This is a genomic window from Micromonospora sp. NPDC085948, from assembly GCF_040686315.1.
Lineage (GTDB): Bacteria > Actinomycetota > Actinomycetes > Mycobacteriales > Micromonosporaceae > Micromonospora.
Genome location: NZ_JBFBJW010000007.1, coordinates 201,154 through 225,203, shown reverse-complemented (window position 1 = coordinate 225,203; position 24,050 = coordinate 201,154). Strand labels below are relative to the sequence as shown.

The 24,050-nt window shown below is 71.0% G+C and carries 17 protein-coding genes, 1 tRNA gene and 2 pseudogenes; 8 read left to right on the top strand and 12 right to left on the bottom strand.

Translation table 11 applies throughout. The features are described from left to right. Positions 1-12: 12 nt before the first annotated feature. A complete protein-coding gene (locus AB0O48_RS20575) occupies positions 13-2,640 on the bottom strand; it encodes a fibronectin type III domain-containing protein (RefSeq protein ID WP_357248408.1) in 2,628 nt (875 codons plus the stop codon). Positions 2,641-2,828: 188 nt separating this feature from the next. Beyond that, positions 2,829-5,252 (bottom strand): hypothetical protein, encoded by a 2,424-nt coding sequence (locus AB0O48_RS20570; protein ID WP_365067567.1) that lies wholly within the window; start codon positions 5,250-5,252, stop codon positions 2,829-2,831. A 232-nt stretch (positions 5,253-5,484) separates the two neighbouring features. Between AB0O48_RS20570 and AB0O48_RS20565 the strand changes: the two genes are divergently transcribed. Next, positions 5,485-5,571 (top strand) — tRNA-Leu (locus AB0O48_RS20565). A gap of 592 nt (positions 5,572-6,163) precedes the next feature. Here AB0O48_RS20565 and AB0O48_RS20560 read toward each other — a convergent pair. Genes AB0O48_RS20560 through AB0O48_RS20550 form a run of 3 tightly spaced genes read right to left on the bottom strand, consistent with a single transcriptional unit; the run spans position 6,164 to position 8,922 of the window. Further along, a complete protein-coding gene (locus AB0O48_RS20560; RefSeq protein ID WP_365067564.1) occupies positions 6,164-6,985 on the bottom strand; it encodes an S-methyl-5'-thioadenosine phosphorylase in 822 nt (273 codons plus the stop codon). Between the two features lie 40 nt (positions 6,986-7,025). Beyond that, positions 7,026-7,562 carry a hypothetical protein gene (locus tag AB0O48_RS20555; protein WP_365067561.1) on the bottom strand — a complete coding sequence of 179 codons (537 nt, stop codon included), beginning with the start codon at positions 7,560-7,562 and terminating at the stop codon, positions 7,026-7,028. Beyond that, positions 7,555-8,922, bottom strand: a complete 1,368-nt coding sequence (locus tag AB0O48_RS20550; RefSeq protein ID WP_365067559.1) for a molybdopterin-dependent oxidoreductase — start codon at positions 8,920-8,922, stop codon at positions 7,555-7,557. The genes AB0O48_RS20555 and AB0O48_RS20550 overlap by 8 nt, the downstream gene beginning before the upstream one ends. Before the next feature lie 117 nt (positions 8,923-9,039). On the opposite strand from AB0O48_RS20550, the gene AB0O48_RS20545 reads away from it, so the two are divergent. Further along, entirely contained in the window at positions 9,040-10,101 is a 1,062-nt protein-coding gene (locus AB0O48_RS20545) for an NAD-dependent epimerase/dehydratase family protein (protein ID WP_365067556.1), read from the top strand. Positions 10,102-10,118: 17 nt separating this feature from the next. Here AB0O48_RS20545 and AB0O48_RS20540 read toward each other — a convergent pair whose 3' ends face one another. Next, a complete protein-coding gene (locus tag AB0O48_RS20540) occupies positions 10,119-11,519 on the bottom strand; it encodes a hypothetical protein (RefSeq protein WP_365067553.1) in 1,401 nt (466 codons plus the stop codon). A 145-nt stretch (positions 11,520-11,664) separates the two neighbouring features. Between AB0O48_RS20540 and AB0O48_RS20535 the strand changes: the two genes are divergently transcribed. The 5 genes and pseudogenes from AB0O48_RS20535 (at position 11,665) to AB0O48_RS20515 (ending at position 15,952) form a co-directional block, all read left to right on the top strand. Then, entirely contained in the window at positions 11,665-12,339 is a 675-nt protein-coding gene (locus AB0O48_RS20535; RefSeq protein WP_357256137.1) for a glycosyltransferase family 2 protein, read from the top strand. Then, a pseudogene (locus AB0O48_RS20530) lies at positions 12,336-12,953 on the top strand (TIGR04282 family arsenosugar biosynthesis glycosyltransferase); the annotation flags it as partial. The gene AB0O48_RS20535 and the pseudogene AB0O48_RS20530, both read left to right, overlap by 4 nt. A gap of 239 nt (positions 12,954-13,192) precedes the next feature. After that, on the top strand, positions 13,193-13,837 hold the full coding sequence (locus tag AB0O48_RS20525) for a class I SAM-dependent methyltransferase (RefSeq protein ID WP_365067690.1): 645 nt from the start codon (positions 13,193-13,195) through the stop codon (positions 13,835-13,837). Positions 13,838-14,025: 188 nt separating this feature from the next. Further along, positions 14,026-14,382: pseudogene (locus AB0O48_RS20520) on the top strand (GerMN domain-containing protein); the annotation flags it as partial. A 280-nt stretch (positions 14,383-14,662) separates the two neighbouring features. Next, positions 14,663-15,952 (top strand): ArsB/NhaD family transporter, encoded by a 1,290-nt coding sequence (locus AB0O48_RS20515; protein ID WP_365067550.1) that lies wholly within the window; start codon positions 14,663-14,665, stop codon positions 15,950-15,952. Positions 15,953-15,955: 3 nt separating this feature from the next. Here the strand turns inward: AB0O48_RS20515 and AB0O48_RS20510 are convergent, their stop codons facing one another. From AB0O48_RS20510 to AB0O48_RS20490, 5 genes are all read right to left on the bottom strand, one after another. Further along, positions 15,956-16,402 (bottom strand): CBS domain-containing protein, encoded by a 447-nt coding sequence (locus AB0O48_RS20510; RefSeq protein WP_357571329.1) that lies wholly within the window; start codon positions 16,400-16,402, stop codon positions 15,956-15,958. 70 nt (positions 16,403-16,472) lie between these two features. After that, entirely contained in the window at positions 16,473-17,759 is a 1,287-nt protein-coding gene (nhaA, locus tag AB0O48_RS20505; protein ID WP_365067546.1) for a Na+/H+ antiporter NhaA, read from the bottom strand. A 108-nt stretch (positions 17,760-17,867) separates the two neighbouring features. Continuing rightward, on the bottom strand, positions 17,868-18,101 hold the full coding sequence (locus tag AB0O48_RS20500) for a hypothetical protein (RefSeq protein ID WP_365067544.1): 234 nt from the start codon (positions 18,099-18,101) through the stop codon (positions 17,868-17,870). A gap of 1,026 nt (positions 18,102-19,127) precedes the next feature. Then, the gene (locus AB0O48_RS20495) at positions 19,128-20,171 is read right to left on the bottom strand and encodes an NAD(P)-dependent alcohol dehydrogenase (protein WP_365067687.1); all 1,044 of its coding nucleotides are present in this window, start codon (positions 20,169-20,171) and stop codon (positions 19,128-19,130) included. 139 nt (positions 20,172-20,310) lie between these two features. Next, complete coding sequence (locus tag AB0O48_RS20490; protein WP_357571326.1) at positions 20,311-21,633, bottom strand: multidrug effflux MFS transporter; 1,323 nt, start codon at positions 21,631-21,633, stop codon at positions 20,311-20,313. A gap of 101 nt (positions 21,634-21,734) precedes the next feature. On the opposite strand from AB0O48_RS20490, the gene AB0O48_RS20485 reads away from it, so the two are divergent. After that, positions 21,735-22,613, top strand: a complete 879-nt coding sequence (locus AB0O48_RS20485; RefSeq protein ID WP_357256150.1) for a helix-turn-helix transcriptional regulator — start codon at positions 21,735-21,737, stop codon at positions 22,611-22,613. A 239-nt stretch (positions 22,614-22,852) separates the two neighbouring features. On the opposite strand, the gene AB0O48_RS20480 is transcribed toward AB0O48_RS20485, so the two are convergent. After that, entirely contained in the window at positions 22,853-23,938 is a 1,086-nt protein-coding gene (locus AB0O48_RS20480; RefSeq protein ID WP_357256152.1) for a DUF418 domain-containing protein, read from the bottom strand. Positions 23,939-24,050: the final 112 nt, after the last annotated feature.

Here is a 24,050-nt window from a genome sequence, read left to right as displayed (position 1 = left end):
TTGCCTGGTGGTTCAGCAGGTGGGCAGGACGTTGATGTTGTCGCCGCCCTCCAGGTTGAGCCAGGCCCAGGGAATGTAGTTCTTCCCCTCGTACTCGACCTGCACCCACCAGGTGCTGCGCTTGTCGTTGTTGTAGATGTACGCGTAGACCTCTTCGCCCGACTTCTTGCAGAACGCCTTCAGCCGGGTCCCGTTGGCCACCCATCCTGCCTGCCGGTCATTGTCCTGCTCGGTAACCTTGAAGATCTCGTTGCCGTTGCGCGCGCCGGCAACCTCCCGGGTGCAGTAGCTCGCCTCCGGCCCGGAAGCGCCATTGCGGCAGGTCGCGATCCCGTACAGCGGTTGGGTGGTCTCGCCCTTCGTGGCCGTGCCCTTACCGGCGGCGTTGGTGGCCGTCACCGTGAACGCGTACGCCGTGCCCGGCGTCAGTCCGGTCATCGTGATGCTGGAGCACGCCCCGGCCTTCGTCGGCTCACCCGGCGTGCTCACCGCGCAGGTGGCCTGACCGCCGCCCGCGTCCACCGTGAACGTCACGGTCGCCGCGGTGGCCGTCGACGACGAGCCGGTCACCGTGACCCGTGGCTCGGCGACCGTACGCGCGGTGGCGGTGGCCTCCGGGCCGGGACCCGCCTCGTTGACCGCCTTCACCTTCACCACCACGTTCTGGCCGTTGCCCAGCCCGGTGACGGTCGTGCGGGTGTCGTTCACCTCGCTGGCCCGTCCACCGACGTCCACCAGGTATTTCGACACCGGTCGGCCGTTGGCCTCGGCGGGCGCCCACTGCACGGTGACCGCGCCCGGCTGGTCGGCGACCGTGGCGGCCCGCAGGTCGAGCGGCGCACCGGGCGTCGTGAAGGGCACCACCGTGTTGCTGACCGGCGACGCCGCCGAACCGGCGCCCTTGTCGTTGACCGCCACAACCGTGAACGCGTACTGGGTGCCGAACTCCAACTCACCGGCGGGCACCACCAGCTCGGTCTTCGTCGACTCACCGACCGGCGCGTTCGTCCCCGCCGAACTGGCCGTCACCGCGTACCGCGCGATGGTGTTGCCCTGGCCGTTCGCCGCCGGCCACGTCACCAGCACCGTGCCGTCCGGTCGCTCCTGGGCGGTCGCGCTCGCCGGCGGGTCGGGCACCGCGGCCGTCGGGATCACCGGGTTGCTGGTGCGCGGCGGACCGTCGCCCTTGGCGTTGACAGCGTGCACCGCGAAACGGTACGTCTCGCCGTTGGTCAGACCCGTGACCTCCACCGCGCGTTGGTTGGCACCCACCTCCAGGCGCTGGCCGCCACCCTCCACCACGTACTTGATGATCTCGGCGCCGTTCGCGGCGGCCGGCCGCCAGCTCACCCGCGCCTGCGCGTTGCCGGCGGCGGCGGTGACACTGCGCGGCGCGCTCGGCTTGTTCACGCGGGGCTTCTTCGGCGGCGGCGGGGGCGGCGGCGGGGCAACCGGTGGCGGGTCGCCGCCGAGCACGTCGTTGGCGTACTTGTCGACATCGCGCACCTGGTGCTTGTCGTCCACCACCCGGGCGGTCGCCGCGTCGGGAGAGTTGATGAACAGGCGATTCTCCCGCACCTCAAGCTCCAGCGGCCCGTTCGCCCGCCCCTTGATGGTCTCGACCAGCTGACCACCCGCGTCGAAGGCGTAGATCGTGCCGGTGGCCTCGTCGGCGCAGTAGAACCGGTCCGCCCAGGCCACCGCCGGACTGAGCCGGTCGCCCTCGCCCGGCACCGTGAACGCCTGCTCCTCCCCACCGTCACCCACCACCAACACCCGCCGTTCGGCGGGCACGGTGACCGGAACCCGCTGCCCGCTGGTGCGCGTGGGCATCGCCGCCGCACCGGACAGCGTCAACGGCGTCGGGTGAACCTTGCCCTGCTGCACCCGCACCAGCTTCCCGGCTGTGCGGTCGAGCACCGCCACCCCCTCGTCCAGGGTGGACACCACAAGCTCGTGGCTCGCCTCGGCGACGTCGTAGGACTCGACCTGCTTCGGGCTGAGCCCAGGGCCGGCGGGCGCGGCCGAGGCTGGCGTGGACGGCAACGTGGCGGCGGTGATCGCCGAGACGGTGCCCTGGCTCGGCACCGCGATCCAGAGCCGGCCCTCGCCGTCGAACGTCCCGCCGGTGATGCCCGGGGGATAGTGCACCGGCTCGCCGACCGGGGTCAGCGACCGCGGGTCGAGCTGCCGCACGATGCCCTGCACGGCGTCGACGACGAACGCCGAATCTTCGTGCAGAGCGACACTCACACCGAGGCCAGGGGTGGTCCGGGTGGTCGCGGTGAGCTGCAGCGTGGCCAGGTCCAGTGAGCTGACCTGCCCGGTGTGCAGGTCACGCAGGACCAGCAGCCGGTCGGTCTGGGTGATCTGCATCGGGTGCCGGACGGCGTTGGGGATCTCGGTGCGGGTGTCCACCTTGGCGGTGACCCCGTTGACCCGGGCCAGCTCGCTGCGCGCCGCGCTCCACAGCCACGAACTCGCGTCGTAGTTGGCCACCGCGTTGTCGGCCGCGCCGAGCCCGAGGACGGTCAGACCCATGGCCGCCAGCAGCGCGGCCACCGTGCCGACGGTCACCAGCCCGCCGCGCAGCCGGGAGCGGGGGGCGTTGGTCTGTACGGCGTCCTCGATGCTGGCCACAGCCGGCTGCCTCCCGTAAGTCATGGCAGGTGACGCGCATCGCGGCCACCCCTCCCCTGAGCCGGGTGCCATCATATGGCGCTGCTGGTGACGGGGGAACCCGCACCGTCACCCCTGTGGATACCGAGCGTGTGCGCAGTGGACGCCCAGCTCAGCTCGGTTCAGCCCGCACCTCAGCTCGGCACGCCTCAGCTCGGCGACGGTCGGCCCGACGGCCTGCCGCTCGACGGGGTGGTGCGCTCCCGCGTCGTACAGACCTGTCCGGAGGTCGCGAAGCTGTCGGTGGAGTAGACCGCCAACACCGTGAAACAGTGATCCAGCCGCGAGTTCAACCCGTTGACCGTGTAGCTCGTCGCACCCGGGTCCACGGTGGCCATCACCCCCAGGGGCTGCCCGGCCCGACCGGCGGCGACCATGAACGGCACCGCACCGCCGGACGGGTCCGTCCAGGTCAGCGTGATGGTGGTCGCGTCGTCGCGGAGCTGCAGATCGCCGGGGGGTGGCCCGACCGACGCCTGCGCCGCAGCGGTCGGCGAGGTCCCCGCGGGCGGCGGATCGTCGCGGGTCAACACCACCACACCCAGGCCGGCCACCGCCACGACGGCCACCCCGGCCGCCACCGCCGCCCCGATCAGCGTCGCCCGGTTGCGCCCCGCCGACCCGCCTTCACCCGCGTACGAGGGCCGGTGCCCGTCGTGCACCGGGTGGTACTGCTGACCCGGGTACGGCACCTGCGCCGGCTGGTGCTCCCGGCGTGGGTACGGGTCGTGCGTGGGGTACCGATCGTGCGTCGGGTACTGGCCCTGCGGCGGGTACTGGTCCTGCCTGGGGTACTGGTCCTGCCTCGGGTACTGGTCGTGCGTCGGGTACTGGCCCTGCGTCGGGTACTGGTCGTGCGTTGGGTACTGGTCGTGGTGGTTCGGCGGTGCCGCTCGCGGCGCGGTCGGCCGCGACCCCGCCGCCTCGACGCCTGCGTCCGTCGACCAGGCCGCCGGGGTTGGCTCGGCGGACGGCACGACGGCACTCGACCATGCGGCGGTCGGCGCTGGCTGGAAGGCGACGGACGGGGCCGACATGGCGTCACCCCTGGTCGGATCGCTGTCCGGCTGGACGGCCGGGATCACCTCGGTCTGATCGAACCTCGCGGAGACGGGCTGGGTGTGCCTGGGCGGTGCGGAGACCGGGTAGGTCTGCCCGGGTGGTGCGGAGACGGGCTGGGTGTACCCGGGTGGTGCGGAGACCGGGTAGGTCTGCCCGGGTGGTGCGGAGACGGGGTAGGCGTGTCCGGGCGGTGCGGAGACTGGTGGTGCGGACGTCGGGGACGGGTGTGCCGGTGGCCCGGAGACCGGGTGGGGGTGGCCGGGCGGCGTCGTGGCCGGTGGTGCAGCGCCTGGTGGTCCGCTGACCGGATGCGCCGGCCCTGGTTGCCCGGCCGCCGGGGACGGTCGACCCGACGTTGTCACGTCGACGGCGGACGCGACGACCGGTCCGGTCGCCCCGGCGGGTCCAGCTGCGGCTCGGGCAGCCTCCTCGGCGAGGAGCGGTTCGATCTGTCGTACCTGGATCGTGGGGTTGTCCCACGGAGGTGCCGGCGGCCCCGACGTTGGCGCCGGGACGGCCGGCGCCGGGGCGGGTGGGGTCGACGACGGGTGCGGCACGTCGACCGCCGGGTGGGTCGACTGCTCGCCCGTCCGCTGACGGGGCGGGGCGGTCGGCCCGGCCGTCGGTGGCGGTGGGGGCCGCTGACCAGACGGTGGTGGCTGGCTCTCAGTCCGTTGCCGGGGTGTTTGGCCCTGGGCGCTCGGCTGGGTCGGCTGGCCGTCCGCCCCCAGTCGGAGCGGCTGGCTCTCCGACACTGGCTGGGATGGCTGGCTGACCGCCGGCCGGGCGGACCCGGGTGGTTGCTCGTCGGCGCGTTGGCGGGGCGCCACCCCGGGTGCGGCGGCGTTGCCGGGTGACTGGGGTGCGGCGGGGCCGTGTACCCCCGGAGGGGTTGCCTGGGGTGCGGTCGGCGGAGGCCAGGGCGAGTTGGCGGGCGCCAGGCCATCGGCGGAGGGCCGCATCGCGGCCAGGGTCGCCATGGACAGGGTCGGGCCGGACAGTGCCGACCGGACGCCGGACTCCGCCGCCGCGTCGACCGGGGCCGGATCGGAGACCGGCCCATCCTGCTCGGTCGGCGTCGGCGCGGATGGGCCGAGGTAGGCGCGGGCGGCGCGTACCGACGGGTGGTGCTCCCCGAGGGTGGCCGGCCCGGCGGTGGCGACGCGGGTGTAGTTGCGACGGGCCTCGTGCCGGTTGCCCAGTTCCTCCGCGACCTCGGCCAGTTCGAAGGCGAGCGCGAGCATCACCGGGTTGGAATGCTCCCAACGCCGCTCGCCCGCCGCGAACGCCTCCTCCAGCACGCGGCGGGAGGCGAGTAGATCGTCCGCCTCACGGTGCAGTCGCGCCAGCAGGTGAGCGGTGTGCAGCATCTCAGGATGATCCACGCCGTACGGCGGGGGAGCGGATCCGACGGCCTCCGCGAGCAACTGCCGGGCGGCCTTGAGGTCACCTGTGGCGCGCACGGCGAGGGCCCGGTGCTGGGCGGCTGCCAGGGGGGAGGGATGGGACACGTGGCAATGCTGCCGGCAGAGGGCCACCGGACGCTACCCAGACACGCCCCGGGCGGCGGGTCGACGGCGGGTCCGCGGCCCTGTGAGCAGCGACGGAAGCGCCGGGAGAAAGGCGTCGGAAGGCGATGTGCATGATCCACGGGCGGCGTGTACAGTAACTCCCCGTGCGGCCCGCCGTACCGACCATCGGGTGGCAAGATCATCTGGTCGGCAAGGTAGGCTGAACGTGTAGGTCCGGGTGGCGGAATGGCAGACGCGCTAGCTTGAGGTGCTAGTGCCCGTATAGGGCGTGGGGGTTCAAGTCCCCCCTCGGACACCAGAGTTCATGGATACCCACGCGAGATCAACTTCCTCTCGCGTGGGGACGCGAGCCGCGACGACTCATATGTGCGCATCGACCCCAGGGGGTCGGTGCCACCTGCGCTGAGACCCTCGCCCTCGCGCTGGCGAGGGTCTAGGTGAATCGCGACCGACCGCACCCTCGCCGGCGACGATGTCCATCCCGTCAACCTATACCCGTAACGCATGGGTGAAGTCGCAGCGACCAAGACCGGCATCGTTCGTCGGCGGCCCGAGACGCCGGACTGACCGACACTCGCATCACCCGCTTGGTGCCCCACGCGTTCACCCCCATGGGGCTGAAGCGCGGCAGGTCGAGCCTTCCCGTCATCTGCCCTTTGGGTGTGTGGTGACGAGGCGGCGGCGCCTCACGGCGACGCGTGCAGCGGCAGGTTGCCGTCGCCTCTCGCCAGCACGGCACGTTCGTGGCAGCTCCCGGGGCGAACAGCTGCTGCGAACGGCGCGGGAAGGGCCGGTGGTGCCAGCCTTTCCCCGCGTTCAGCGCGTTAGCCAGCCACCGCGCTGGCGACAGGCTGCGAGCTGTTTGTCCTTCACCCGTTCCTCACCGTGTGTCAGGGCAGGGTGATCGGAAGCGGGACGCCCTCGTGGCCTCGCCCGCAGGCGCAGGTGGACGGGTCGGGCGGCAGTGCCGGAATGGCCTGGTAGAGCACCTCACGTAGTCGCTCGACGTTTGCGGCGAAGATGCGCAGCACCTCGGCGTGGCGGACCGCGTCGGCTGCGTCGAGTCCAGCGTCGAGGTCGGTGACTACGGCGATGGGGGTGTAGCACAGCTCCAGTTCACGGGCGAGGATCGCTTCTGGGTGCCCGGTCATATTGATCAGCTGCCAGCCCTGGCGGGCGTACCACTGTGACTCCGCTCGCGTGGAGAAGCGTGGGCCTTCCACCACCACCATGATGGCGCCGACGACGGGTTCGTATCCGACATGACGGGCGGCAGCGGCGACAGTCGTGCGTCCGTTCGGGCAGTACGGGTCGGCGAACGACGTGTGGACCGCACCGTCGTCGAAGTAGGTGCAGGCTCGTCCGCTGGTCCGGTCGACCATCTGGTCGGGGAGGACCAGCGCCCCGGGGGCCAGTGCCGTGGTGAGGGATCCGACGGCGCAGGGTGCGAGGATCTGGCGTACCCCGAGCGCGCGCAGTGCCCAGAGGTTGGCTCGGTAGTTGATGCGGTGCGGGGGGAACCGGTGGTCGGCGCCGTGCCGCGGCAGGAACGCCACCGAGCGGTCGCCGACGTGTCCGACGGTGACCGGGTCGGACGGGCGGCCGTACGGGGTGGAAACCTCGACCGCCGTGCCGCCGGCTACCAGGTGGTAGAGGCCACTGCCACCGATCACCCCCACCTCGGCTTGGGGCAGTTCCGCGTACCTGGTCATGCTCGTGCCTTCCTGCGGACAGCGGCCGGGGATCACCCGTTCAACGCGCGGACCCGTCGACCCGTCGCCAGCGGATCTGCCGCACGAGGTACCAGACGCCGCTGACCAGGAACAGCGCGGCGGTGACTACCAGCCAGCGGGCCAGGTACGGATGCTGGTTCTGACCGGTGGCGGCGAGATAGGTTTCCTGGCCCTGCCGCAGGATGCCGGGGAGATACACCAGGAACAGCAGCCCGCTGGCGAGCACCGGCACCCGGATGTGGTTCAACGGTGAGGGCTGCCCCGCGCGGCCCGGTATCGAGTGGTGTGCAGCGGGCGATCGGCCATCCGGGCCGGCGGGGCCGGAGCGCCCGAGCGCGCCGCGCAGCACCCGGTCGGCCGAGGCGTAGATCGGAAAGAGGACGAGGTCGTGGGCGACGGCCGCCCCGACGAACCAGAGCAGCATCCGGCCAGCCGTGGCCTCGTCGGCGAGTCGGAGCGCGACCCAGCCGGTGAGGGTGAAGCAGGCGATCAGGAGGACCAGGTGCTGGAGGGACGATCCGTAGGCCGCTCGGAATCGGGGGAGAGGCTCAGCCATCGACGCTGGTCCGGAAGGTGATCTCGGTGACCCATTTCGTGCAGTGCACGCCAGGCAGGGCGGGGACGATCACCCGGGCGGGGAAGCCGTGGTCGGCCGAGAGGTCGGCACCGTTGACCCGTAGAGCGAGTAGGGAGTCGCCGTCGAGGACCTGGTTGGCCTGGAGGATCGCCTGGTTGAACAACCCGGCCTTCTCCAGTGATCGCACCTGCGCCGACGCCGGATCGTCCACACCGACCAGGGCGGCGAGGTCACGCAGTCGTACGCCTGACCAGGTTTGTCGGGTCGACCACCCCTCCACGCAGGCGATCGGCAGGCGGGCGGTGTGCTGGCCCATGGCGAGCAGGCGGGGACGGTCGAGGGTGACGAGGCGATCGCCGCTCCGCACGGTCAACCGCCAGCGGTGCCCGGTCTCGTCCTTGGGGATGCCTGCCGCGGCGGCGGTGCGGTTGATCGGGAAGCCGTTCGGGCCGGTGCCGGGCTGACGTCCGCGGGGCAGCAGCAGCGCGGTGCGGCGCCAGGGTCCGTCGAGGGTCTGCCCGATCGTGAGGGCGCCGAGCAGCAGGGACAGACCACCGACCAGGGCTATCGTGCCGCGTCGGCTCATCGTCGGCGCGCCGGGTGCGGTGGCCACTAGGTCGTCCGGATCGGGTGGCTCGGGTCGGGTCGCGGCCAGCGGGGTACGCAGCTCAGCTTGCAGGGGCTCGTGCTGCCCGGGTCGGTTGCGGTCCCGCAGGGCCGGCCGGGATCGGAGTGCGCTGACCATCCGGGGCAGCTTCAGCGTCACGTGCGCCACGAACGCCGCGATGAAGACCCAGGCTCCGAAGTAGTGCGCGGTGTAGAAGTCGAAGCCGAACAGGTAGGCGTACTGGATGTTGAGTAGGCCGGTCGCAATCTCGAAGAGGATGCCACCAACCAGCAGGAGGAGGGACAGCCGTTCGAGCACCTGGGCCAGGGAGCGGGCCGGTGGCCAGCTGAAGAGTTTCGGGATCACCGACCAGAGCTTCCCCAGCACCACGGGAATCAGGATGATGCCGAGCGTCACGTGCAACCCCTGGGTGACCCGGAACAGCCAGGACGGCCGAGTCGGCCAGTCGAATGGCGGCAGCCGTAACCAGCCCACCTCGCGGGGGAGGGCCTGGCCGAACTGGGGGCCGTAGGCGGCGTAGTCGAGCAGCCCGGTGATGATCACCAGCGGCAGCCCGAGGAGGAGCACGGCGCCGTAGACGGCGGTGAGCCACGGACCGCGCAGCGGGCTGCGCCAGCGGTCCGTGGCCAGGCCGGGGACTGGTGGAGGGTGCCGTTCAAGGGCACGCCACCACCGCTGCGGGAAACCCGTCGGCCGGTCCGTCACACCCATACCACGGGACGCTAGACGCCACAGGTGCCCGATCTGGTGCATTCCGGCGATACCGATCGCCTGGCAAGGCGGGTGAAATGACCGCGCCCCGGCCGAGTGCCGTCTACGGTCACCGGGATGCGGGTACTGCTCACCGGCGCGGCCGGTTTCATCGGATCGCAGATCGCCGACCTGCTCGTCGCCGAGGGTCATGACCTGGTGGCGCTCGACGCGTTGCTGCCTCAGGCGCACGGCGGGGAACTCCCCGAGTGGTCCCGGCGGCACGACCCGGTGGTCGGTGACGTCCGGGACGCCCGCCTGCTGGACCGGCTTCTGGCCGGTGTGGACGCGGTGTGTCACCAGGCGGCGATGGTGGGGCACGGGCTGGATCCGTCCGACGCCCCCGACTACGTCAGCCACAACGACTACGCCACGGCGGTGCTGTTCGCCGCGATGCACCGCGCCGGCGTGACCCGGCTGGTGCTGGCGAGCTCGATGGTCGTCTACGGCGAAGGTCGGTACGTCTGCGCGACGCACGGCGCCGTGCGGCCCGCCGCTCGCAGCGTCGCCGACCTGGCCGCCGGCCGGTACGAGCCAACCTGCCCAGGCTGCGCGGGCACCCTCTCGCCCGCTCTGGTGCCTGAGGACGCGCTACTCGAGCCGAGAAGCACGTACGCGGCCACCAAGCTTGCCCAGGAACACCTCGGTGCCGCGTGGGCGCGGCAGACCGGCGGGAGCGTCTGGGCGTTGCGCTATCACAACGTCTACGGCCCCCGGATGCCCCGGGACACCCCGTACGCGGGGGTTGCCTCGATTTTCCGGTCCGCGCTGGCGGCGGGTCTGCCGCCGAGGGTGCTGGAGGACGGACGGCAGCGCCGCGACTTCGTCCACGTCACCGACGTCGCCCGGGCCAACCTGCTGGCGTTGACCGCCGCGCCACCGCGCGGCCTCGTGCCGGTCAACGTCTGCTCCGGCGAACCGCACACGGTCGGTGAGCTGGCCGTCGCCCTCGCCGAGGCGATGGCCGGGCCGGCGCCGCTGATCGCCGGTGGCGGCCGGGCGGCCGACGTCCGACACGTGGTCGCCGACCCCCGACGGGCGGCGGAACTGCTCGGCTACACCGCCCGCGTCGGGTTCGCCGAGGGCGTGGCCGCCTTCGCCACGGATCCGCTCCGGGAACCGGCCGCCCTCACCGTCTGAGACCGTCGCCCTGCGGATCAGGAGACCGTCCACAGCAGGTGGTTGACCGCGAGGGCGGTGACCACCTGCCCGGCCAGCCAGACCCGTCGGGCGGGCGGTGGCAGGTGGGCGGCGGCCACCAGCAGCCAGACCACGAACGGTAGCCAGATCCGTTCCACCTCCGCCTTGCTCAGCCCGGACAGGTCAGCCGTGCCGACCGCCAGCACGGCGGCCAGCGGCAGCAGCACCGTGGGCCCAGCTTCCCGCAGGGCGATCATCCCGGCTCGGTCCGGCGCGCGCCATCGCATCGCAACGGTCCGCGCCGGACCGGCCGACGCGAGCGCGCTCCGGCGCAGCGCGGGCCCGAGCACCGGGCCGGCGCAGAGCAGAAGCGCCGCCAGGTTCGCCCACACCCAGTAGCCGTACGGGCGTTCTGCGGCCCAGCCCTGGTGATACCGCTCCACCACCAGGTGGTAGCCGTCCAGCCACCAGAAGCCGGCCAGGGTGAACGCGGCCACCACCGTGCCGACCCCGGCCACTGCCACGAGCAACGCCGACCACCGGTCCCGCAGGCGCAGCGCCACCACCGCCAGGGCCAGGGCCCCGGCCAGCACGAAGCCGTACGACAGGTAGAGGGCGAAGCCGAGCAACAGGCCCCCGACCGCGGCGGCGACCAGTCCGCGCACCGCCAGCAGGGCCAGGCCCGCCGCGACCACCCCGGTGAAGATGCCGTCGGCTGAGACTCCCACCCAGATCGCGCCGGGCAGCAGTACCAGGAACGGCAGCACGTCACGGGCCGCCTGCCCCGCACCGAGCGCCCGCAGCGTCACCGGCACCGACACGGTCACCGTCGCTCCCACCAGCACGCATGCCAGGGCGGCGGCGGTGGAACCGCCGAGGCCGATCCGGTCCAACCCGACGAAGACCAGCAGAGCCCCCGGTGGATGGCCGGCGGTGTGGGTGGACCACGCCTCCGGCTGGAAGTCGAGAATCCGGGCGCTGAAGCCGGCCAGCATGGCCTTGACGTCGGTGACCCGGGGCACCTCGTGCAGGTATTCAGCCTGCGGGGTGAGTCGCCGGGTGAAACCGGCCGACCAGCCGTCCACCAGCGCCAACGACATCGTCCACGCGACCGCCGCAAGGTAGGCCGCGACCAGCAGCCGCCCCCACCCGGCGGTCCGCGCCCACCGCACGCCCCAGCCGAGCACCCCGGCGGCGACCAGAAGCGCGGCCGGCGTGCCCCAGCCCAGGTGCGGACGCCAGGTGGCGTAGAGCGGCGCGGCGTCGGCGTGCAGACCGACACCGCGCGCGTTGAGCAGCAGCCCCACCGCCGCCGCGGCGGCGACCAACGCGACCTCGACGCCGAGCACCACCAGGTCGGCGTCGACGCGTCGGGCGGGCACTTCCGGTCCCCGCCGCTGGGGCGCGAGCACTTTCATGACCACCGGACGGTACGGCCATCGCTGGCCCGGTGCTGCGGGAACGGGCAGGACACCACCGTTCGGTGCGGGAGCGACGCTGGCAAGGATGCTGATGGTCCGATTTAGCCCATCTCGGGCGGCTTGGCGTCCTAGCGTTTCCGGTATGCCATCACCGATCGACGTGGTACTGCCGTGCCTCGACGAAGCCGCGGCACTACCCGGCGTCCTGACCGCCCTGCCACCCGGTTACCGGGCGATCGTGGTGGACAACGGCTCCCGGGACGGTTCACCGGAGGTCGCGGCCCGGCACGGCGCCCGGGTCGTCCACGAAGCGCGCCGGGGCTACGGCGCGGCCGTACACGCCGGCCTCGAGGCTGCCGAGGCCGAACTGGTCTGTGTGCTCGACGCCGACGGCTCCTTCGACCCGACACAACTCCCGGAGCTGGTCGAGCCGGTGGCCAGCGGATCGGCCGATCTGGTGGTCGGTCGTCGTCGGCCCGTCACCGCCGGCGTCTGGCCGTGGCATGCCCGCGCCGGCACCGCGCTTGTCGCGGCGCTGCTGCGGCACCGGGGCATACCGCTGCGCGACCTCAGCCCGATCCGGGTGGCCCGCCGCGACGCGCTGCTCGGCCTCGGAGTCACCGACCGCGCCTTCGGATACCCGTTGGAACTACTCATCCGCGCCGCCGCCGCGGGCTGGCGGATCCGGGAACTCGACGTGCGGTACTCCCACCGCGCCGCCGGCACCCGGTCGAAGGTCTCCGGCTCGGTACGCGGCACGCTCCGCGCGACCCGGGACTTCGCCGGGGTCCTGCGCACTGTGGAGCGATCGCGGTGACCGTCCTGCTGGTGATGGCGAAGGCACCCGTGCCCGGGACGGTGAAGACCCGTCTCTGCCCACCGGCCAGCCACGTCCAGGCGGCCCGGATCGCCGCCGCGGCACTGCTGGACAGTCTGGACACCGTACGCGCCACACCCGGCGTGACACCCGTCCTCGCCCTGCACGGTCGGCTGGCCGACGCCGAGGAAGCCGCCGAGCTGACCGCCGCGATCGACGGCTGGCAGATCCTCCCGCAGCGCGGCGCCAACCTCGGCAACCGTCTCGCCAACGCCCACGCCGACGTGGCGGACGCCTATCCCGGTCGACCGGTGCTCCAGATCGGTATGGACACGCCTCAGCTCACGCCGGCGCACCTCGACGACGCCGTCCACCGCCTCACCCTGACCGACGCCGTACTCGGCCCCGCCGTCGATGGCGGGTGGTGGGCCCTGGGTCTGCACAACCCCCGGCACGCCGCCGTGCTGGGGACCGTGCCGATGTCCACCGCATCGACCGGACACCACACCATCGCGGCCTTACGCCAGCGCGGTCTGCGCGTCGAATCCCTACCCCTGCTTCAAGACGTCGACGAGTGGGCTGACGCCCTGGCGGTGGCCGCGTCGACTTCCGGCGATGCGTCGGGGTGGTCCACCGACGTGATTGCGGACGGTTGTCCTGGGTGGGCCGCGGCAGTCCTGCCCGGGCAGTCCGGGGGCGAAGACGCGGCCCACCCGGAGGCCCGACCGGAGCAGCACGGTAACGGCAGCCGCTTCGCGCGTCAGGTCGCGGCGGTCCGGCGCAGCCTGACGCTCGGAATCCCACGGTGAACCGCAGCGTACGAAACAGACCGGCCGACGCATTCGCCAGCGCGTTGCGGTGCCGCACCGACGACCACTGGCTGGTGCACGGCGACAACGGCCAGCGCAGCCGCCTACCGGTACGCCGGTGGCACGGTCCAGCCGAACCGGCGGTGGCCGCACTCGTCGCCCGGTGCACCGGCCCGACCCTCGACCTGGGCTGCGGTCCAGGCCGGCTCACACTGGCACTCACCCGGGCCGGACTGACATCGGTCGGAGTCGACATCTCTGCGCACGCGGTCCACCTGACCCGAGCCCGAGGCGCGATCGCCCTCCAGCGGGACATCTTCGCCCCACTGCCCGCAGAAGGGCGCTGGGCGCATGTGCTCCTGATAGACGGAAACATCGGCATCGGCGGTGACCCCGTCACCCTCCTCGGCCGGTGCCACGACCTGCTGCGCCCCGGCGGCACCGTGCTCGTCGAACTCGAACCACCAGGTCCCGGATTGTGGCGCGGTCAGGCCCAACTGGCCATCCAGGCCGCCTGCGGTAGTTCGCGCCTCGGGCCACCGTTTCGGTGGGCCCGGCTCGACACCATGGCGGTCACCGGCGTGGCCGCTGCCGCCGGGCTCACTGTCCGCGAGGTGTTCCGCCGCGATCGTCGCTGGTTCGGCGAGTTGGACACGGACAGCTCTGGCGCTGTCAACCCAAGGAAGTGAGGTCAGTGCCGGCGAACGTCTGCTCGGCGGTCCGTCGGTCGGGCGTAGGGGCAGGCCCAGCCGTGGGGAAGCCCGCAGGGTGGGCGGGAAAGATGTGACCCAGCAACACCTCGGCCGGTGATCACCACGGTCCACCGGGGAGCATCACGCCCGCCCGTGACCTAGCCGAGGTCCGGCGGTGCGGGGGGGTGGACCGCCCACCCACCATCGAGGACCACCTGCGGCACCTGCTCGCCGGACCCACCGAGGCCGAACGCGACAGCGACCTGACCAGCGCGCTGCCGGGAGCGGTCAACGCCGCCGGTGCGACAGTGACCGGCGCCCAGGCCCGAGTCGCGGTCGACGAACCCGCTGATGACGCCGGGCGCAGTGACGAGGTCCTCGCCTTCGGGCAGATCGTCTGCACCCTCACCAGCCGCGATGACGTCACCAGCGTGTCGTTCCTGCGCGACGGCAAGCCGTTGGGTGTGCCCCGCGCCGACGGATCACTGTCCGAACAGCCACTCAGCCGCACCGACTACGCCCCACTGATCACCCCACGCTGAGCCGGCCACTGCCGGGATGGTGGCCGACGAAGGCTGCACACGCAGCGCTCACTCACTCACCGCCCGGGTGCGATCGAAAGGACCCGGCGCTCCCGCCGGCCGGGGCGCTTGTTCCGCCAGACCTTGGCCGGCAGCGAGGATGTCACCGCAGGAGACGCGCCTGTCGCCCAGGGTCGGCACGCCCGTCGCTGACCGACCAGGCTGATAGGTTGATCTCAGGTGTGCCGGGAAGTCTGGTCGGCGTTGCGATGACGGCTGACCAGAACAGGAGAGGCGCCGAATGAGCACCCTGGCCTGGATCGCGGTGGCCGTGTTCGCCGCCGCGTACGTCCTGATTGCCACGGAGAAGATCAACCGGGTGGCGGTGGCCCTGGGTGGGGCGTCGATCATGCTGGCGATCGGGGCGACAGACGCCGAGCACGCGTTCTTCTCCGAAGAGGCGGGCATCGACTGGAACGTCATCTTCCTGCTTCTGGGGATGATGCTGATCGTCGGCGTGCTGAAACGCACCGGCCTGTTCGAGTACCTGGCGATCTGGAGCGCCAAGAAGGCCCGAGGCCGCCCGTTCCCGATCATGGTCATCCTGGTCGTGGTGACCGCCGTGGTGTCGGCGGCGCTGGACAACGTCACCACAGTGCTGCTGGTAGCGCCGGTGACACTGCTGGTCTGCGAGCGGCTCGACGTGCCGCCGATCCCATTCTTGATCGCCGAGGTGATGGCGTCCAACATCGGTGGCGCGGCCACCCTGGTCGGCGACCCACCGAACATCATCATCGCCAGCCGGTCGGGGTTGACCTTCACCGACTTCCTGAACGTCATGGCCCCGTTGGTGCTGATCGTCATCGTCGTGTTCATCGGCCTGTGCCGGATCATGTTCCGCAAGTCGTTCCGCTACGACGCCGAGCGCGCCGCCCGGGTCATGGCGCTGCGGGAGGCGGACGCAATTCGCGACCGCCGCCTCGTCGTGATCAGCCTGGTGGTCCTCGGCGCGGTGCTTGTCGCGTTCAGTCTGCACACGGTGCTGCACCTGGAGCCGTCGGTGGTGGCCATCCTCGGCGGCCTGCTGCTGTTGGCGTTGTCCCGGCTGGACGCCGAAGACGTGGCCAAGGAGGTCGAGTGGCCGACGCTGGTGTTCTTCGCCGGCCTGTTCATCATGGTCGGAGCACTGGTCGCCACCGGGGTGATCGACAGCATCGCCCGGTCGGCGACCGAGGCCGTCGAGGGCAAGCTGTGGCCGGCCACCATGTTGCTGCTGTGGGCATCGGCCGGGCTGTCGGCGATCGTGGACAACATCCCGTACGTGGCCACGATGAGCCCGATCGTGAGCGAGCTGGTGAACGCCGAAGGCGGGCTCGGCAAGGCTCAGGTGCTCTGGTGGGCGCTCGCCATCGGGGCTGACTTCGGCGGTAACGCCACTACAGTCGGCGCCTCGGCGAACGTGGTGGTGCTCGGCATCGCCGACCGCGCCGGGCACAAGATCACGTTCTGGGGGTTCACCAAGTACGGCCTCATCGTCACCGTGATCTCGGTGGCAATCTCGGTGCCGTATCTGTGGCTGCGGTTCTTCTGACGCTCAGGTGCCGAGCATTCGGTCGAGCAGCCCGTCCAGGGTGATCGCGCCGGTCATCACCCGGTCGCGGTCGACGACCGCGACCAGCGGCACATTCGATCGGGCCATCACCGAGGCGACCTCCAGCAGAGTGGCGTCGGCGCTGACCGCCGGCAGGTCCGGACGGTTGCGCGGCAGCAGGTCCGCCACGGTGCGGTTACCGATACCCTCCAGGATCACGTCGGCGGCGGCCTCGTCGATCACCCGGGCCAGCGCCGGGTCGTCCTGGCAGTAGGACGGCAGCGCCATCCGCAGCACCTGCGTGCCGGCCAGCACCGTCGAGGGACGGCCCATGGTGTCCACCACGATCAGGCCGGGCAGGTCCTGCGCCGCCAGGATCCGCGCGGCCTCCCGCGCCGGCATGTCCTCGGTAACGGTTTCCATCTGGATCGCCACGTCGCTCGCGCGCATGCACCGACGATACGCCCGGGCTGCCGCCCCGACCGCGCTGATGCCGCGTGCCAGTCCGTCCGCGGCCGACCTACTGCTGGTAGACGTCGGGAACGTCGTCACGGTCCCGGTCGACCTGCTCGGCCTCGTAAATCTGCTGGTACACGCGGTTGCGTACCCGCAAGATGACCATGGCGAGCGCGGCGGCGATCAGGGAACCCGCCAACACGGCGATCTTGACCCGACCATCGGCGTCGCTGCCGATACCGAAGGCGAGTTCGCCGATCAGCAGCGAGACGGTGAACCCGATGCCGGCCAACACGGCCAGCCCAGCCACGTCGATCCAGGCCAACCCCGCGTCCAGCCGGGCCCGGGTGAACCGGGCGACGAGCCAGGTCGCGAGCAGGATGCCGATCGGCTTGCCGACGACCAGACCGAGCATGATGCCCACAGCGACGGGGTCGGTGACCGCCTCCGCCAGGCCGTCCAGCCCGCCGACGGCCACCCCGGCGGACATCAGCGCGAACACCGGCACCGCGACGCCGGCGGAGATCGGCCGGAATCGGTGCTCGAAGTGCTCCGCCAGACCGGGCCCGGGCCCGGCGTTCCTGGAACGCAGCACCGGGACGGCGAAGGCGAGCAGCACCCCGGCGACGGTGGCGTGCACACCGGAGGCGTGCACCAGCGCCCAGGTCGCGAACGCCAGCGGCAGCAGCAACCACCACGAGCGCACCCGGCGCTGCACCAGCAGCGCGAACAAGCCCAGCGGCACCGCCGCGGCCAGCAGCGGCAGCACCGACAGGTGGGCGGTGTAGAAGACCGCGATGATGACGATCGCCAGCAGGTCGTCCACCACCGCCAGGGTCAGCAGGAAGGTCCGCAGCGCGCTCGGCAGATGCCGGCCGATCACCGCCAGCACGGCGAGGGCGAACGCGATGTCGGTGGCGGTCGGAATCGCCCAACCCTTGACCGCGCCACCCCAGTTCACCACCGCGTACAGCACGGCCGGCACGAGCACGCCACCAACCGCGGCGGCGACCGGGACCGCGGCCCGGCGCGGATCACGCAGATCACCCGCGACGAACTCGCGCTTGAGTTCGAGACCAGCGACGAAGAAGAAGATCGCCAGCAACCCGTCGGCCGCCCACATCCCCAGCGACAGGTCAAGGTGCAGCGCGTGCGGCCCGACGGTGAGCGCCGTCATCGCCTGGTAGCGGTGCGCCCACGGCGAGTTCGCCCAGATCAGCGCCACGACGGCACCGACCAACAGCAGCGCGCCACCGATCGTCTCCTTGCGCAGCACGTCGGCAATGCGACGCGCCTCGGCCCAGGAACCACGGCCGAGGACACGAGGGGGCAACTGAGGGTTCGACGTCACAAGCAGGCCAACTTTCAAGAAGACGGGTCGGAGCCAATTGCCGACCAGACTTCCCGGCGCACCGGAACCCATCGTACCGGCGCCCACCGCTGCCGAGGCCTCGACCACCTACTGCCGGCGGTGCTCCTCGTCACTGCGCATCAGTCGCAGGCGTCTGTTCCCCACACCCAGCACCACCGCTACCACGAAGATTGGCGTAAAACCCTGCGGAGCGGGAGTCGGTGGTGCGCCGTCAGCGAGGACGCCGACGAACACGCCAGCGGCCATCGCAGCCGTGACCAGTGTTGCGCGCCAATCGCACAGCGATGCGGCGAGCAGGCCGCAGGCGGCCGCCATCACCATGACGCGCCCCACCGGCTCCTCGGCGGAAAAACCACCGCAGCGGCGAACGCGGCCACCACGACACCGGCCGCGCCCGCGACCAAGTCCCGGATCAGTGCGATCCTGCGGTTCTCTGCTTCTTCGGCAACGCTCACGATTCCAGTTTCATCTCGCGCCCACCCAGTCCCGCACGCTCATCCGGCCGGGAACCTGACTCCAACGATAAGCCTGCATGGTCGATGGTGGGGACTGCCGTGGATGTCCTTACTGGCCGTCCCCGCCGAGGACCTCCGTCGCCGACCGGAGTGATGGCCCTTGGCGCGTAGCTGTCATGACAGGACATCGCCTGTCCTCAGGCCTATGCCGCATGCCCCGTCTTCGCCACCCAAGTCCCGCTGAGTACGACCAGAAACACGAGAGTGGCAAGCATCCATGCTAGCCAGGACGGACCGTCAGGACGCACTACAGTCCATACAACGATCAAGGACCCGATCACCACCACCGCCAGGCCCGCGAGCTGCTGCGGCAGAAGATCACCACCTACATCAAGGCCGACCTCCACGCCGTGGCCGCCGCCCTCGCAGCCCTCACCGGCCAGCCACACCCACTGGCCGTCGAACAGCGAGGGCTTCCACGGCCACCGGCATAGCCCTGCGAGCCACCGAGCTGGAGAAACACCTTGTCCTGCCCTCGTGGCAGGAGAGCCGGAAGGCGTAGCCGCACCGCAATGCCGCGGTACCTGCTCCACGGAGCGGGCTCGGTGGCGCAGGAAGCCCTCCGAGGCGAGCTAGGCCTGGGCGCTGTGGTGGCGCTGGCCCGTCCTCGCTCTGGTAGACGGGATGGTGCCGGTGGCGTGCGGACTCGGAGCTGTGGATCTCACGGCAGGGTTTTCCGAGCGCTCCGACCACAACCTCGAAGGTCATGGCTGCAGATCGACCTTCACTACCAATTCAAGGTCATGCTCCGCGATCGATGCTGTCTGCCGGTCGCCCCGGCCTGACCGCGCCAGGGCCCGCCGTTCGGCGGACCCTGGCGCCACAGAGGAGATCAGCGCAGGGTGTCGATGTCGATGACGAACCGGTACCGCACGTCCGAGGCGAGCACCCGCTCGTACGCGTCGTTGACTGCCTCGGCGTCGATGACCTCGACCTCGGGGGCGATGCCGCGCTCGGCGCAGAAGTCCAGCATCTCCTGCGTCTCGGCGATGCTGCCGATGCTGGAGCCGGCGAACGAGCGTCGATTGCCGAACAACGCGAAGACGGGGACCGGCAGCGGCTCCGCCGGGGCACCCACGCTGACCAGCGTGCCGTCCAGACGCAGCAGGCCGAGGTAGCTGGCCATGTCGATCGGTGCGCTGACCGTGTTGATGATCAGATCGAAGCTGTTCCGGAGCGCCTCGAACGTCGCCGGGTCCTTGGTGGCGTGGTAGTGCTCGGCTCCGAAGCGCAGGCCGTCGTCCTTCTTGGCGAGCGTCTGTGACAGCACTGTCACCTCGGCGCCCATCGCCGCGGCGATCTTGACGGCCAGGTGGCCCAGACCACCCAGGCCCACCACGGCGACCTTCTTGCCGGGCCCGGCGTTCCAGTGCGCCAAGGGGGAGTACGTCGTGATGCCCGCGCACAGCATCGGCGCGGCCGCCTCGTACGGGATGCTTTCCGGCACCCGCAGCACGAAGTCCTCGTTCACGACAATGTGGGTCGAGTACCCGCCCTGGGTCACGGTGCCGTCCCGGTCGACGCCGGCGTACGTCTGGGTGTTGCCTTTGAGGCAGTACTGCTCGTTTCCGGTGCGGCAGTTCTCGCACTCGCGACACGAGTTGACCATGCAACCGACACCGGCACGGTCGCCGACCGCGTGGCGGGTGACGTCGGCGCCGACCTCGGTGATCCGGCCGACGATCTCGTGGCCAACGGTGAGCGGGTAGGGAACGCTGCCCCAGTCGCCGCGCACGGTGTGGATGTCGGAGTGGCAGATGCCGGCGTAGCGGATTTCGATGAGAACATCGCGCGGGCCCAGGTCCCGCCGTTCGATCGTGGTACGCACGAGCGGTTCGGTGGCGGAAGGCGCGGCGATGGCGTTGACGGTGAAGATGATGTCCTCCGGTGACGTGATGCTGACCTACCTGCACCTCACCACAGCCGTGGCGGCGTTGCGAGTCTCTGCCAATGGGTGTACTGCCAGTACCCCTTACAAGCGCGGGGCGCTGCTCCGGCTGGCAAGGCCCTGGAGTTCAGGGCGTGCGGTGGTGCAGGACGCCGTCACCCGTTGTTGCGGCGCCCGCTGTCTTTTCCGGGCGGGCCAGCACGAGCAGGCCGATCATCGAGAGCGCCGCGCCGGCGAGCATGAGCAGTGCCATCGGTACGGCGGTGTGCTCGCCGCCGAGCCCGGCGATCGGGGCGATGATCCCGGCGGCGACCCACTGGACGAACCCGAGAATCGCCGAACCGGTCCCGGGATGCCCGGGCACCTCCGCGGAGGCGAGCGCACCGCCGTTGGGGCCGATGAGGCCCTGGGCGCTCATCAGCACGAAGAAGCACACCACCGCGAGCAGCATCGGTGTGCCGAGCCACAGCGCGCCGACGAGCATCGCCACACCCGCGGCGAGGGCCGCGACCTGGCCGATGAGAATGACCTTGCGGGTGGCGACCCGCCCGGCCAGCCGTGCGGCGATCAGAGCCGCCACCGTCATGCCGCCGGCATTGACGGCGAAGTCGACCGAGTACGCGATGGGCGACATTCCATTCATCGACTGCAACACGAATGCCGAGGTGGCGACATACGCAAACAGCGCACCCATCGCTGAGCCGCTGACCAGCAGGTATCCGACGTAACGGCGCCGAGCGAGGACCTGCCGCCCAGCAACGGCGAACGCCCGCAGACCCCCGCCGTGCCGGCGTTCCACCGGCAGCGACTCCGGCACGGCGAGCAGCACCGCCAACGTCATCACCACACCCAGGGCCGCGACAACCCAGAACGACACCCGCCAGTGCGACACCTGCAGGATGACCGCGCCCAGCAGCGGACCGGCGATCGGGGCGACGCCGCCCACACCGGCGATCACGTTCAGCAGGCGAACCAGTCGCGCGCCGGCCGCCAGGTCGACGATCACCGCCCGGCCGATCACCATCGCCCAGCCGCCACTGAAGCCCTGCACCAGCCGGGCGACCATCATCACGCCGATGGACGGGGCGAGAGCACAGACGACCGAGGCGACGCTCATCAGCAGGATCGCGGCGATCAGCGGCCGGCGCCGGCCGCGCTGGTCGGAGACCGGTCCGCCGATCAACTGGCCCAGCGCCATGCCGACGAAGAACGTGGTCAGGGTGAGTTGCACCTGCGTCGCGGACGCGGTCAGGTCACCGGCGACGCGGGGGAACGCTGGCACGTACATGTCGGTGGCCAGCGGGGCGATCGCGGTCAGGAGGATCACTGTCGCGACCAGGGCGGAGGTGATCCGGGCCTGACGGCGCACCGGGTCGGGAACGAGACTGGCTTCGGTGGCGGACGTGAGCGGGGACAGTTCGTCCCTCCGGGTGGTTGATACTGCGGCCATGCATCAAGCACATCTCGCACGCCGCACCCGAGAAAGTCCCTGACAATGGGTGTACCAGCAGTACATCGCACCTCTCCGCGGCCCGTCGTATCGTCGAAGTCGTGGACAACCGAGTCGAAGTACGCGAGTTCCTCACCACCCGCCGCGCCAAGATCAGCCCGGAGCAGGCCGGGATCCCGACCGCTGGGCAGCGCCGGGTGCCAGGGCTACGGCGCAGCGAAGTCGCCGCGCTGGCCGGGATGAGCGTCGAGTACTACGCCAAACTCGAACGCGGTCAGCTGGCCGGGGTCTCCGCCAGCGTGCTGGACGCGATCGCCCGTGCGTTGCGACTCGACGACGCCGAACGGACTCACCTGCTCCGCCTCGCCCAGGAGGCAAACGGCACTAACGCGTTGCTGCGGCCGAGCCGCCGCCCGAAGCAGTGGACGGCCCGACCCAGCCTGCAATGGTCGCTCGACGCCATCACCACTCCGGCGATTCTGGTCAACAACCGGCAGGATCTGCTCGCCGCCAACCACCTCGGCCGAGCAATGTACAGCGACGTCTACACCGACCCGGCTAACGTGCCCAACTTCGGTCGGTTCACGTTCCTCGACAGCGCTGCCCGCCGCTTCTACCCCGACTGGAACCTCGCCGCCGACATGACCGTCGCGAACCTGCGCACCGCGGCCGGCAAGGACCCACACGACAAGGGCCTACACGACCTGGTCGGCGAGTTGTCCACCCGCAGCGACGACTTCCGCCGCCGCTGGGGCGCCCACAACGTGCGCACCCACGGCACGGGCACCAAACAGTTCCACCACCACGTCGTCGGCGAGCTCACCCTGGCGTACGAGAGCATGGACCTGCGCGCTGAGCCGGACCTCACCCTGACCATCTACGCCGCCGAGCCGGCCTCACCAACCGCCCAGGCGCTGGCTCTTCTCGCCTCGTGGGCCGCCACCGCCGTCGACAGCGATGAGTCGGTGCGTCCGCTGTAACTGCCATCACATCCCAGGTGACCGGGACGGCCCACTTGAACGAAACCTATGGGGCGGTGGTCATCGACGACTACTTCCGAGTCGCCTCCGGCGAGATCCGCGGAAACGACGGCCGACACTCATGGCCAGGTTGACCAACCTGCCTGGGCAGTACAGGTAGCCCAGTCCGCTGCGTCTGGGCTCGTCGCTTAACAGGTTCCGGCGGTGGCCGACGGAACCTGCCGTGTCCGCAGGTCCGCTCAGCGGTTGTCGGTGGTGCAGCACCCGTCCCCGCACGCATTGGCGTCGCCGCTGGCGGCGGGGGAGCGCAGGGCAGCAGCCGGGGCGCAGCAGGCGCGGCGGAGCGGCACCCGCTGCCACCAGGTGAGACACCGCCAGAGCCATTCGAGCGGGCCGTACCGGAAGGACCGCAGCCAAAGCACGCTGAAAATCGCCTGCACGACCCCGATCGCCAGGCCCAGTCCGACCACGGCGCCGTAGGAGGATCGGGAGCCGATGTCGAGCAGCGCATCACCGGCCACGATCAGGAACGACGCGGCGACGTAGTTGGTGAGCGCCACCCGACCGAGCGGCGATAGCAGTGCGCCGAGCGGGCGTCGCAGGGCGGTTCGCATCAGCAGCAGGAACCCGACGGTGAAGAGGAAGGCGAAGGCGAGCCCGGCCGGCAGGATCCGGTAGTTGGCGGTTGGGCCGACTCCAGCCCGGAACTGCAACCACCCAGTCACCGCGGCGACCGGCACCGCGACGGCGAGTGCGACCGCGAGTTGCCGGCCTCGCGACGGCAGCGTGTCCGGGATGTCGTACTCCGCGATTGCCAGGCCGAGCAGGAAGAGGCCCGGGATGATGAAGAGACCGTTGAAGGTCAGCGCGGCGGCGAGGGTCAACACGATGCCCAGCCCGAGCGCCCAGCGGCGGGACAGGTACGACGCCGGCAGGAGCACGACCAGCCCGAACACGGCGTAGAACTTCAGCACTTCGCCGGGCTGGATCAGGGTGTGCAGCGCGCCGAAGAGGCCCAGCCAAACCAGCCGGCGCAGCAGCACCAGCCGGGGGCGGTCGATGCGTCGAGCCGCCGTACGCAGGAAGAGCGAGAAGCTGATCCCGAAGAGCAGCGAGAAGATCGGGAAAGGCCGTTGTACGAAGAGCAGCTCCCAGACGTACGCGCCGAGGTGCTCACCGGCCGGTCCGGAAACCCGGGTCAGGTGGGTCATCTGAACGATGTTGAACATGACGATGCCGAGGAGCGCGAGCCCACGCAGCGCGTCAAGTTCGTCGATGCGGCGGGGCCCAGCCGGTTGCGCCACGGGATCGGTCGAGTGTGCCATCCGGCAATGCCACCGCAGTCGTACCCGGTCGGGACAGGCCCGGAGGTCGCCTCCGCAACCTTCGTTCGTCGCGTCCCCCGGTCCCTTCGTCGGTACTCATGCCGCTCGCCGC